This window comes from Alteromonas sp. W12 (genome assembly GCF_001924945.1).
Taxonomy (GTDB): domain Bacteria; phylum Pseudomonadota; class Gammaproteobacteria; order Enterobacterales; family Alteromonadaceae; genus Alteromonas; species Alteromonas macleodii.
The window spans coordinates 482,293-494,549 of sequence record NZ_LQXH01000007.1 but is presented as its reverse complement, the minus strand read 5'-3'; the positions used below and the strand labels follow the sequence as shown (position 1 = coordinate 494,549).

Annotated in this window: 8 protein-coding genes; 3 read left to right on the top strand and 5 right to left on the bottom strand. The window is 46.7% G+C overall.

The features are described 5' to 3' along the window. Window positions 1–6: 6 nt before the first annotated feature. The 5 genes from nagA to AWH61_RS09715 form a co-directional block, all read right to left on the bottom strand. Window positions 7–1,158: an N-acetylglucosamine-6-phosphate deacetylase gene (nagA, locus tag AWH61_RS09735; protein WP_075176927.1), complete on the bottom strand. Its 1,152-nt coding sequence runs from the start codon at window positions 1,156–1,158 to the stop codon at window positions 7–9. Further along, window positions 1,155–2,153: a glucosamine-6-phosphate deaminase NagB-II gene (gene nagB-II / locus AWH61_RS09730; RefSeq protein WP_075176926.1), complete on the bottom strand. Its 999-nt coding sequence runs from the start codon at window positions 2,151–2,153 to the stop codon at window positions 1,155–1,157. Before nagB-II ends, nagA begins: the two co-directional genes overlap by 4 nt. Beyond that, window positions 2,150–3,055 (bottom strand): glucosamine kinase nucleotide-binding domain-containing protein, encoded by a 906-nt coding sequence (locus tag AWH61_RS09725; protein WP_075176925.1) that lies wholly within the window; start codon window positions 3,053–3,055, stop codon window positions 2,150–2,152. Before AWH61_RS09725 ends, nagB-II begins: the two co-directional genes overlap by 4 nt. An 84-nt stretch (window positions 3,056–3,139) precedes the next feature. Further along, on the bottom strand, window positions 3,140–5,701 hold the full coding sequence (locus AWH61_RS09720; RefSeq protein WP_249922626.1) for a family 20 glycosylhydrolase: 2,562 nt from the start codon (window positions 5,699–5,701) through the stop codon (window positions 3,140–3,142). Between the two features lie 101 nt (window positions 5,702–5,802). Beyond that, window positions 5,803–8,529 (bottom strand): TonB-dependent receptor, encoded by a 2,727-nt coding sequence (locus AWH61_RS09715; RefSeq protein ID WP_075176923.1) that lies wholly within the window; start codon window positions 8,527–8,529, stop codon window positions 5,803–5,805. Window positions 8,530–8,748: 219 nt separating this feature from the next. Here AWH61_RS09715 and AWH61_RS09710 point away from each other — a divergent pair, with 219 nt between their 5' ends. The 3 genes from AWH61_RS09710 (at window position 8,749) to AWH61_RS09700 (ending at window position 12,243) form a co-directional block, all read left to right on the top strand. Then, complete coding sequence (locus tag AWH61_RS09710; protein WP_014977199.1) at window positions 8,749–9,774, top strand: LacI family DNA-binding transcriptional regulator; 1,026 nt, start codon at window positions 8,749–8,751, stop codon at window positions 9,772–9,774. Next, the gene (locus tag AWH61_RS09705) at window positions 9,774–11,294 is read left to right on the top strand and encodes a tryptophan halogenase family protein (RefSeq protein WP_075176922.1); all 1,521 of its coding nucleotides are present in this window, start codon (window positions 9,774–9,776) and stop codon (window positions 11,292–11,294) included. The genes AWH61_RS09710 and AWH61_RS09705 overlap by 1 nt, the downstream gene beginning before the upstream one ends. A gap of 100 nt (window positions 11,295–11,394) precedes the next feature. Continuing rightward, window positions 11,395–12,243 carry a LysR family transcriptional regulator gene (locus tag AWH61_RS09700; protein WP_014950370.1) on the top strand — a complete coding sequence of 283 codons (849 nt, stop codon included), beginning with the start codon at window positions 11,395–11,397 and terminating at the stop codon, window positions 12,241–12,243. The last annotated feature ends 14 nt before the right edge of the window (window positions 12,244–12,257 follow it).

The following is a 12,257-nucleotide window of genomic DNA, read 5'->3' as shown; positions in this document are numbered from 1 at the left end:
ATGTTGTTAGTTAGCGCAAAGGCGTTTACTTCCGTTCTGCCACACTTCTAACAGAGTATTGTCGTTGTTTATCACTAAAAAGTTAGCGCGCTTTCCTACCTCTATTTCACCTACCCTATCATGTATTTTGGTGAAGCGTGCTGGCGTTGCGCTTGCCATGGTACTGGCATGTTCTAATGCGATATTGATGTCGTTAATGCTGTTCGTTACTGCGCCGTGCATATCTAAACAGCTACCGGCTAACGTCCCGTCGGGCGTGGTTAACTTGTTACCTTGGCGCGTGATATGAGTATCGAAGAACGCGATGGTATCGTCGCTTGCGCCCACGTGGGCCATGGCGTCAGTCACTAGCATTAATTGATGCGGCCCTTTCACCTTATAAGCCAACTCTACCGCTTTCGGGTGAATGTGATGATGGTCCACAATTATCCCGCACACGCTGTTGTTAAGTAGCGCCGCCCCCACCATTCCAGGTTCTCTGGAAGTCAGTGGCGACATGGCGTTATAAAGGTGGGTAAAGCCTGATGCCCCAGCGTCTAATGCATTTTGCACGGTTTCAAAAGGTGCGTTTGAATGCCCTAAAGCAACAATAACTCCTTGCCCCACCAAATCGCGGATGATGTCGCAAGGCACGTTTTCAGGCGCAACGGTGATAAGGACTTGTCCAATATCTCTTCGGGTATAGGTTGCCAGTTCACGATCTGAAAGTGCGCGAATATAGCGTGGCAAGTGCACACCTTTTTTCTCAACAGAAAGGTGCGGCCCTTCAAAATGAACCCCCTCAACGCTGGGATGCGCCTGTGCAATGGCCTCGCTTACTGCATCTGCCGCTTGCTCAATGGTGTCTATATCGTCGGTAATGAGCGTTGGGAACAATGTGGTGGTGCCGTATTTCAAGTGCGCTTCGGCCATCACGTTTATGCTTTCAAGCGTAGGAGCATGATTAAACATTGCGCCCCCACCACCATTTACCTGCGTGTCGATGTAGCCTGGAATAACTGCACCGCGTATGCGCTCGTTGATTGTCGCCGTTGCGTCTTTTTTAAAGTAAGAAAGAGGTGCAATGTCAGCTATCACACCCTTTTCAATGCTTAGCACCTGATTATGCTGCCAGGCACCGTTCATCAGCACCTTTTCAGCCAGAATAATGGTCTTCATTGGGTTTTCGTTACCTTGTTTAATCCGGGTGGCGTATCTGGGTTCAAACCTAATTCAACGGCAATTTTCTCTATATCCAGATAGAAGCGTTGCATTAGTAAAAGTGCGTCCAGCCTTGGGTGTGAAGACGTTACTCCCCCTTGCAGATCTATACACTCACCGCCACGGGATCTAACATCTTGCACCATGTTTTGATGAAAAGGTGCGCTCTCATCTTCTATATTTAACGAAATAAGCTTCAACTTTTTCTCAACTAACGTCACTGGGCCATGGATGAACTCTGCACTGCTAAATGCTTCGGCGTGTATACCCAATACTTCTTTTAGCTTAAGCGCAACTTCTCGCCCAACCGCATAGCCAAAGCCACGCCCTAAAACAATGGTGTTTCGCGTATTTTCTAGATGGGCTTTTGTTAGCTGAGACGGCGCATTGATCACTGTTTCTAGCTGCGAAGGCACGGCTTTTAGCGCATTAAATAGCGAGGTATTTTCGCTCCAACGGGCACATAAATGAAGAAGCGCCGACAGCGTTGCTAAAAAGCTTTTAGTAGCCGCAACCGCCTTTTCTTCCCCGGCAGATAAAGGAATAACGGCATCAGCCAGCTCGGCTAATGGCGATGTTTCATCATTCACGAAGGCAACCGTAAATGCCCCGCCGTTTTTGGCCGACTCGGTTTGCTTTAGTATGTCTGGGCTGCGACCAGATTGAGAGATAATAAAAGCTACCGCCCCCTTCAAATTCAATTGGCGTTTGAATATGCCTGCTATTGAAAGGGCGGCACTGCACACTGGAATACCCATTTCTGTTTCAAATAGATACTTTCCAAACACGCCGGCATGATCTGACGAACCGCGACCAATAATATAAATTAAGTTAGGGTTTAGTTGCTGTAATCTACCCGCTAACTGACTTATCGCTTCATCATTCTTATCTAACTGCTGTGCAATAACTGACGGAAACTCTCTGGCTTCTTTTGCCATTATAGATAAACTCATTTCTCACCTTCTTTGTGATTAAACGCGGCTTTTGCATGATAAATAGCACCTTGCTGCGGCGTTGCTTTGCAGGGTACTAAACGCGCTTTGATGGATTCTGAAAAATAGGCTGAATAAACATTGCTAAGCCCACCTATCATGGCTAAACAATGGTTGTGATTAGCAAGAAGTCGCTTTGCCATACGCTCGATGTAAAGGGCACCTTCTTCAAAAAGTGCAGTAACCTTCTTTTGTTTTGTGTATAGCAAAGGCAGCATACGTTCTACCAAGGCGGCATAGTGATGGGTATTAAATTCCGCACATTTCGCTACGATTTCTTGGGTGCATGATGATTGCAGGGCGTTACATACTTCTGCTGCAAGTTCATCCTTTTCTTCCAACTCATCTAAACACAATAGCGTGTGCTGAACGGCCTTTAAGCCTAGCCAAGCCCCACTGGCTTTGTCGCCAATAGGAAACCCGTGCCCACCAACATCTTGAAAAGATTCATCTTGCCACATAGTGCCCGATGAACCCGTACCAATAATTATCGCTGCTCCCGGGTTTCCATTGTGTGCTCCAACGCATGCGGCGTGTAAATCGCTTAACACGTGTAGCGAATGAAACGGGTGCTGCCATTGTTCAAACTGTTGCTTCGCAGACTCAATGTTTGCGCCAGCTAGACCGGCGCCTACCACGCACTGCGACAGCGAAATTTGCTCAGATGTGTTGGCGTTCCCTGCATTCGAAATAGCGATATTAATCGCATCTACTATCGACGCTTTAGCTAAATCGCTATCGCGCATAATATTGGCAGGGCCACTTACGCCCTCACCTAAGACATTTCCGTCAACGTCTTCTAATCGTGCTCGGCACTTGGTGCCACCACCGTCTATGCCAATAAAAAATAAATCAGAGCTCATTTAAACATCTCAGTATAGATAAATGCATAGATGCACTTGGTAAAACATGACAGCGCTGTCATTTTAACCAATAAAAACAGGCGCTTACAGCTGCACCTGTCGACTCATTTGCTGTGTTCCCGCAATTCTGGCGCGAACAGTTACGTTCCCCTTCACTTCAACAGGAGCAGTAAAGGTTTCCCACTTGTTACCTGAAGTTAAATACTCCATCGTAAGAACAGACACTGGCTTTATATGTAACTTACCATTGTTAATTACCGCTGCTGGCGTAGGTACACGCACATTCACTCCCTGCTGCACTAGCGCGGGTGCATGGCGGTTAAATAACGCTAACTCAAACGCTTGCCAATCGCTTTCCTGCTGGTTTACTAAACCGCCTTTTTCATGAAGACCTTTCGCGTTTTGTTGCCATGGAGCGTAGTGCCAAGCCCGTTCAGCCAAGGCCAATAGTCGGGGAAACACCATATATTCCACGGCGTCTTGATTCACGGTGACTTCCGACCATAGCTGCCCCTGAATACCGATTACTGATGATGTGTCGGCCTCAGCAGAACTGCTGTAACTGTGGCCCATACGGTCGGTCCATACATCGGCATGAAGCGGCAGCTGTTCGGGCATAAACGAAAATACTTTTTCCGTATCGGTTGCCCGTGAGCCCCAGTAATAGCCAGGCTCATAAGGATTGCTTTGGTAAGGAAAGTCAAAATAAAGCACGTCTGGAAACGAAAGTACTACCGGAATATTTTCCTTGGCGAAATGCGATACTGTTTTCTCTCCACCCGCAGCAAGAAGATGCCAAACGTTGGTATACGCGCTGCTGTTATCCAGTGTATTTACGGCTTTTTCCATGCCATCGCTCCAGCCACCAATTGCTATATTGTGCTTTTGCGCAATTTTCTGCACTTCGGTAACAAACGCTGGCAGTATTTCATCTGCTTTATGACCTTTAGCAGCGCACACAGGGGATTTCACCCAAGCACCGGCGGTTTCATCGGCGCCAACATGGAAATGCGTCAGCGGAACGTTGGCCTTTTCATGCAGTGATTTCACAGAGGTAAGTACGGTTTCGATAAAATGATAGCTGCTATCTAAACAGGGGTTTATGGTGTTATCTGAATAGAATTGAACGCTTTCATATTGGGTTTTATCTTCTTTATCTACCAATAAGAATTCATGTGCAGCATCTGAGTTACCCTCTGCCATAAGCCGCTTGTAGCGCGCATTCATAGCAACAATTGCTGCGCGGGCATGACCAGGCATATCAAGCGACGGAATAACTTCAATACCGCGCGCGTGCGCCATTGTTAAAATATCAATGTAATCTAGCTGGGTAAGAAAGCTGTTACCTGTAGCACTTTTAAAAGGCCCGCTTCCTAGCTGAGGCAGCAAGCACTGTGTTTCAGACAAATCGTGGCATCGAAACGCACCAATTTCGGTAAGCTCTGGCAAAGCATCGATAGCTAATCTCCAGCCCTCGTCATCACTTAGGTGAAGGTGTAGCTTATTGAGCTTATAGGTGAACATTTGGCGAATAACAGATTCAATCGCGGCTTTTCCCGGAAAGTGTCGAGCAATATCTAAGTGCATTCCGCGAAATTCGAATCGTGGCGAGTCTGCAATTTCAGTGATAGGAAATCGGCCTTGCTGCGCATCAAATACTTGCATTAGCGTTAACAGGCCGTAGTTAGCACCAATGTTATCGTTGGCAATTATCGTAGCGCTTTGCTCTGTTATGCTAAGCGCATAGCCTTCCTTCGAGTTTATTGTAGCGGGGTCATTTGCAAGGACGTTCGCATTGTTAGCGCTGCGAATAATAACCTTAAGCGGTAAGCCTGTTTTCTGGTTAGTGAGGCCAAAATAGGCCATTTGCTCAATGGCTGGAGCAAGCATGTCTTGATCAGACTTATCTATATTAATGCCCGCGGCAGAAACAAATTTCCCCGAATCATCTCTTTGATTTACGTTGGGAATAACACGGTTCTGGGCATCACCTGAAATTAGCGCTGAATCGCCCTTATTGTATAAATACGCGCTGTCCATAAGCGGTGTTTTGTCGTTTTCAGTACGTTTGTACTGGGCTTGTTTGTTCCACAAGCCAGTGTGTTGATTGATGAGTAAATTGCTTCCTGGCTCTTTCACACGGGTTGTGGAGCCAACCACCACCGGTGATAAAGCAGGGTAAGTTAAATAGTAGTTCGGCATTGCGTCCGAGCGAGAGGCGTGCCAAAAAGGCGCAGATAGCGTTACTTTAACTTGATCACTTGCACTCACCTTATCTTCGAACGTCAGGCGGTGCAGGTCACCGTTTATATGCTCAATGCGAATTGCATTTTTTGAGTCATATCCGCGAATAGGCGCAATATGACTAAAGTAAAGCGACGTAGAGGCTTCAATGGGGGTTGCCATGGTTGCTATCGTAAGCTCTGACGAAAAGCAGTCGCCTTTTGGAATATGTACCCGGCACAAACTATCGTCCACATTACTTAATACTTCGTAATGTATATCGAGGCTTTCTCCTAGCGCATTCAAGCTGGCTTGCTGTAGCGAAGGCGTTTCAGCCATTGCCGAAGCGCTACCCACTAGTAGTAACGATAAGCTCAAGCACGCTTTGACAAAATTCGTCGAATTGCGGATCACGTCGCACATCCTTAAATCACAATTTCAGAGTAAAACAAGGGTAAAGCAAACGCCCTACCCTATGCTAAGTGAAGATAGTGAACACACGAACTATCTTCACATACTAGCAACTAGAACTTCATGCTAGCGCCAATGAAGAAACGGCGTCCATTAGCACTTTGCGTTCCACCAAGTCGCTTACCGTCACTGCTTCGAACATAGTAGTTCTCCCAGATTTCGTCGGTAAGGTTAAGGGCTTCAGCTTTAAGTGTAATGGTTTCTGTCACGTTCCAGCTTATCTGCGCATCAAGCTGTGACTGTTCGTCGCGGTACTGATCGCCAATTTCTGCTTGTGCAATAAAGTACTCAGAGCGGTAGTTGTAGTTTAAGCGCGCGCTGTAAAGATCAGTTTCGTAGAACACACCTACGTTAAACGAGTCTTTTGACGTGTTCGGAAAGCTTACTGAGCGCGTTGCGATAGTAGCACCAATGATGTTGCCGTCATCGTCTGTAACGGCAACCGCTTCATCTACTTGTGCGTCGGCCACATCAGTGTAGGTGTAGTTAGCGTAGCCACCGAAACCGTTGTCGAACACATGCTGAATTTGCATTTCGATACCGTCGATAGAGGTTGAACCGCCATTCTCTGGCGTTCTTAGCTGATTGATTTGCTGACCATCAATTTCACGAGATACGGTTTTGGTAAAAATAAAGTCGTTAATATCTTTCTTGAACACCGTTACCGCGGCTACCGACGATTCGCTAAAGTACCATTCTGCACCCACTTCAAATTGGTTAGCAGTTAGCGGGTTAAGCTGCGGGTTACCAGCAGAGCCAGAGCTAGTTTCAGGCGTTAAGTTTACCGCAGGTGCTAATTGAAACGGTGCTGGACGAGTAAGCACGCGTGCTGCCGCCATACGTAGTAACACATCTTCAGATAAGTCGTACGACAAGTTGATGCTTGGCAGCCATTCGTTGTAACCACCGTCAAACGCTACCGCTTCGCCTGTTGTTAGGTCGTAACCGTTCGATGTTGAATCGGTCTCAACGTAACGCATACCCACATTACCTCTGAAACCATCGCCACTAAATTTCGCCATGGCGTAAAGTGCAGTAATATCTTCTTCTATCTCAAATGAAGATTCATCTAAGAATTCATTGGTACGGCGGCAAAGTATAGTAGTGTCATCAGCACATTCGGCTACGCTATATAATGCGTTGTACATGCTGTCTTTGTCAGGGAAGAAATAGCTGGCAGCCACGCCGTTGGTGTTGTCGTGAGACACGTTAATCATGTCGCCATTCCAAAACGATGACGCGGGGCCAAGGCTACCTTCACCCACCGGCGCTAAATTGGCCAAGTCAGTTCTGTAGCGAGATTGCGCAAAGCTACGATCGCGACGCTTAATACCCGTTTTGATTTCGGTTACTGCACCCCAGTCTACTGAATGCTCGTAATCAAACTGGATATAGTTTTCTTTATCTTCCGTTGCATTTAGCTGGTCGAATATTCCTCCCAACCACATTTCATCCGTTGGGTTAGCTAGCCATGGGCTTGCCGTTGTAAAATCGATATACGGGTTGTCGCCACCTGGGTTGTAAAAATCGATGGCTGCACGCGGGTCGTTTGCGCTAGCCCAAAATTCAGTAAAGAAATCTCGGTTTTCGCCTTCACCGGTAGTTGTACCTAACTGGAAGTGCAACTTGCCATCACCCATTAGGTAGTGCCCCTCAATATCTACAATCTCGGTAGACATTTCAGAACCATCGCGGAAGATGTTGTCATACGCCATAAAGCGCGCCCACTCAGGGCGGTTATCTACACCCATCATGCTAAGCGACTCTACTACGTTGTCGCTGCTCACCGTACCCGGGCTGGTGTCAGTACCTGTGTACGCCACACCGCGAAACGGAATACCAATTAAGTTAGAGTTTACGTTGTCAGCTTTAAGCGTTGACGATAAATAGTGGACAGACACATCGAAGTCGTCGGTAGGTGCCCATTGGGCAGTTACATCAAAACCAACGCGCTCACGATCTTGCTTAAACAACGCTGAGCCCATCCCCCATGGAATAGCGCCTTTTTGTGAAGCGCCAACAGGAGCTTCAATAAGTGGGTCGATACGAGGAATGCTAGGGCCGAACCAGCCGAAGTCTTCGTTAGTTTCACGCTCTACCGTTCTTTCTTGATAAGAGCCTGAGAAAAGAATACCAAAGGTTTCGTCATCGTTTTTCCAGCTGTACAAACCAGATAGCGTTGGGTCGAGTGAATCGGCGATATCACCATACTGGCCTTCTACCGAGATTTGCCCAGAATTAGCGTCAAGGTCGAACGGTTTACGTGTTTTCAGAATTACCGTTCCGCCCAATGCGCCTTCATCAATGTCTGCCTGAGACGACTTGTACACTTCTAAACCTGCAATCATTTCTGACGCTAAAATTTCGAAGTTAAAGTTACGGGTTGCGTCTGATAACACAAACCACTGACCGGTTCCCACGGCTTGACCGTTCACTAGAGTCAAGTTTTGGTCTGGCTGAACGCCGCGTATAGTTACGCCTTGTCCTTCACCAAAATCGCGGTCGATGGTAATACCCGGAACACGGGCTAGTGTTTCTGCCACGTTTTTATCGGGGAACTTACCAATGTCTTCAGCAGTGATAGCGTCAACAATGGCGTTAGAAAAACGCTTTGCATTGATGTTGGCCTTTTGGCTTCCGCGGATCCCTGTGACTTCGATGATTTCAGTTTCACCTGCTTCCTGTGCTACCGCAATAGGTGCTGAAATACTTGTTAATGCGCCCATAGCTATGGCGAGGCGAACACTTCTTGTTAGTTTATGTTGTTGGTTTTTGAACATTGTATTTACCTTCTCTCAGCCAAAAATGACAACGCTGTCATTTATTGAAATAATAAAATGACAGGCGTTGTTGTGGGGTACAGCTTTTTGATGACAACGCTGTCATTGAATGTTAACTTACATGACACAATGTAAGGCTGCAATTAATTTTTTAACAAAAAAGTAATACAAGCTTCTTAATTGTTGAAAATTAAACCAATTTTTAGAGTGAGATCGAATTTGGCTGCTACCATCAAAAGTGTTGCCGAAATGGCGGGTGTTTCGATAAAGACCGTTTCGCGCGTAATTAACAAGGAAGGCACGGTAAAACCCGACACCTTGCAACGTGTTGAAGAGGCGATAAAGGCCTTAAAATACACGCCGAATAAGGCAGCACGAGACTTAGCAAGTAAAGGAGCATCGGTACTGGGTTACGTATACGACAACCCCAACGCTTACTACATAATCGATATGCAAAAAGGCATATTGGATGTGTGTCGCAAAAACAATTTCGAATTGTTAATTCACCCGTGCGATGCAAGCTCTAAAAACATAGCGAAAGAACTGGTGGACATGGTAGACACCGCGCAATTGGCTGGCCTTATCCTTTCGCCTCCGCTATCAGAAATGCCCGAGGTATTATCGGAACTTGATCAAAACCAAATAAGTTATGTGCGTATTTTATCTGGAGACGGCCTCTTTCCATCGCCCCTCCCCTACGTGTTGGTGAACGACTTCAAAGCGGCATACGATATTACTGAGCACCTTATTGGCCAGGGTCACAAAAACATTGCGTTTATTGCCGGTGAAGAAATTCACAAATCCACCATTGAGCGTTTGAACGGCTACAAAGCGGCGTTAGAAAAAGCGGGTATTGCAATTGATGAGTCGTTAATTATTAAAGGCACCTACTCATTTGAAACTGGGGTAAAAAGTTCTGAAACGCTGCTTGCCATGTCGCCGCACCCTACCGCTGTGTTTGCGTGTAACGATGAGATTGCAGCGGGTACGTTGTTTGGTGCAAGAATGAAGGGGGTAGATGTTCCTCAAGAACTCGCAATTGCCGGGTTTGAGAACAGCCCCTTTTCCCGACAGACCTTTCCGCCGTTAACTACGGCATCTCAGCCAACTAATGAGATAGCGCAGCACGCTGCGGCGTCGTTAATTCAGTATTTACGAGCTAAGAAAGCCAAAGCTGCCCACGACAATCTTAACCATACTTTCATCCCGGAACTGGTAGTGCGCGCGTCAACCGAGAAACAGTAATGAACAAATTACCTCAAGAAATCGTGATTGTGGGTGGCGGAACAGCAGGCTGGATGACGGCGGGCTACTTAGCAAGAACCGCCGAGTTGATGGCCAATAACAATAATGTACCTGCCCCCGCCCCTAAAATAACGCTTCTTGAATCTGCGGTTATCAGCACCGTTGGCGTAGGCGAAGGTTCAACGCCTTATCTGCGCCACTTTTTTGAGTTTTTGGGAATAAATGAAAGTGAGTGGATGCTGAAGTGCAGCGCCACGTATAAGATGGGCATTAGCTTTGAGCGTTGGACTACAACGGCTGAATCAAAAACAACGCGCCCCGCGTTCACCGATTCAGACAGCTATTTTCACCCATTCTTCTCTTCTTTAGATATTCCCACCGCGGATATGTACTTCAGCGCGGTAAATGAATACAGAAAAGGCGCTTCGCACGACATTAATCCGTCGCACTACTTTACTGCTGCGCATATGGTAGAAAAAAGCATTACGCCCGACGCCATTTGTAGTTCTGCGAATATTGATTACGCCTATCATTTTGATGCAGGGCTGTTGGGTGACTTCTTAAAAGAATACGCGCTAAACAAAGGGGTGTCTCATCAAATAGGCACTGTGGCAAATGTTGAAAGTCATGAGCACACTATTAACTCGCTAAAACTGGATGACGGAAATACATTAAGCGCAGACTTTTTTATTGATTGCTCGGGGTTTCGTGGGCTTCTTGGCAAACAAGCCCTGTCGCGAAAGTTTATAAGCTATGCCGACACCTTGTTTAACGATGCTGCCGTAGCCATTGCCAGCGACGCGACAGCATCACCAGAAACTGCATTACAAACTCGCTCTATTGCGCTTAGTCACGGCTGGCAGTGGCACATTCCCCTAACTAGTCGCACCGGCAACGGCTATGTGTACAGTTCACAATTTTGCACTGAAGCCAAAGCAGAAGAAGAGCTTAGACTTGCATTAGAACCAGACCAACCCCATCAGCAGGCGCGGCATTTGAAAATGACCGTAGGCAGACTAGAAGAACACTGGAAAGGTAATTGTTTATGCATAGGGTTGTCTCAGGGCTTTATTGAGCCATTGGAAGCCACTGCACTTATGCTGGTGCAGTACGCACTGCATCACTTTATCGATTGCTGGCAAAGTAACAATTCGCGAAGAGAGGAACGCTATAATTCTGAGATAAACCGAATGTTCGATGGTATTCGGGACTACATTGCTGCTCATTACTATTTAAATACGCGCGACGATTCTGCCTACTGGGTTGCCTGTCGCGAAGACTTAAAGGTGCCGGATACCCTTTCTTATTTGCTGAATGCGTGGGACAAAGGCGCCAGCTTTGAACAAGCGCTTAATGAAGTAGATAACAAATTGGTTTATTTGCGACCTTCGTGGTACTGCATTTTTGCGGGAATGAAGCGCTTTTCTAATAACACAACGCCACTTGCGCACCCCAACACCCTTGCACTTCGAACTATGCAGCAATCGGTAGAGGGAGCGCATCGAGTAAGGCAACCCTAACTTGGTTAGAACGCACAAACATACAAAATTACGCCTTTCGCCCGCTTACATTTAAAAATATAATAAAAGCAGGCAAATTCATTAGAAAGTGTAATTAACTATGAAGCAGCTTTCCCTTGATACCTTACGCACCTTCGTTAGCGTTATTGAGCTTGGTGGCTACGCTAAAGCGGGCGATTTTTTGGGCCGTTCTCAACCGGCAATAAGCCTACAAATTAAAAAGCTAGAGTCGCAGTTAGACCGCAAGCTGTTTACTAAAGTTGGGCAACGGCATGTGCCTAGCGCCGACGGCAATTGGCTGTACCCAAAAGCGAAAGAATTGCTAGAGCTTAACGATAACATCTTTCGCAGCTTAACCCCTGCCCCGCTAAGCGGTCGCTTGCGTCTTGGCATTCCCAATGAATTTGCTTCTACATTATTGCCGGGTCTAATTGGCGAATTTTCAAAGCGTTACCCCGATGTATCACTTGAAGTGACCTCGGCCTTAAGCCGTGATTTGCTTCACCCGTCGCAGCGCGATCATTTCGATTTGATTTTGGCGTTGGTGAATCCGGGCGAGCAGACAGAAGGCGAAGTAGTGTTAGAAGATGACGTAGTTTGGGTTGGCGACACGGCTCACCCGTTGGTTGGCAACAATATTCCTTTGGTGCTTGCTCCCGACGGTTGTATGTATCGAAGCCGCGTTATTGAACAGTTAAAGCAGCAAACCTTTGCATGGAAAATCAGCTACACCAATGCAGATTTAGGCGGGCTGGTTGCCGCCATTCAGCAAGGTTTAGGCGTGACAGCTCTAGCAAAATCTAGCTTACCGGCAAACCTTGTAGCGCTAAACCACCCGCACCTGCCCAAATTAGGCAAGGTAAATATTTGCCTGTTCAATCAAGATACACAGCACCCAGTGATCAGTAAAACCCTGGCCGAATTCTTTAAAGTGAGGCTAACGCAATAAAAAAAATGGGGTCA

Bases quoted from the DNA above. Each gene is read 5' to 3' on its own strand.
- nagA (WP_075176927.1), bottom strand. From the start codon at position 1,158: ATGAAGACCATTATTCTGGCTGAAAAGGTGCTGATGAACGGTGCCTGG.
- nagB-II (WP_075176926.1), bottom strand. From the start codon at position 2,153: ATGAGTTTATCTATAATGGCAAAAGAAGCCAGAGAGTTTCCGTCAGTT.
- AWH61_RS09725 (WP_075176925.1), bottom strand. From the start codon at position 3,055: ATGAGCTCTGATTTATTTTTTATTGGCATAGACGGTGGTGGCACCAAG.
- AWH61_RS09720 (WP_249922626.1), bottom strand. From the start codon at position 5,701: ATGTGCGACGTGATCCGCAATTCGACGAATTTTGTCAAAGCGTGCTTG.
- AWH61_RS09715 (WP_075176923.1), bottom strand. From the start codon at position 8,529: ATGTTCAAAAACCAACAACATAAACTAACAAGAAGTGTTCGCCTCGCC.
- AWH61_RS09705 (WP_075176922.1), top strand. From the start codon at position 9,774: ATGAACAAATTACCTCAAGAAATCGTGATTGTGGGTGGCGGAACAGCA.
- AWH61_RS09700 (WP_014950370.1), top strand. From the start codon at position 11,395: ATGAAGCAGCTTTCCCTTGATACCTTACGCACCTTCGTTAGCGTTATT.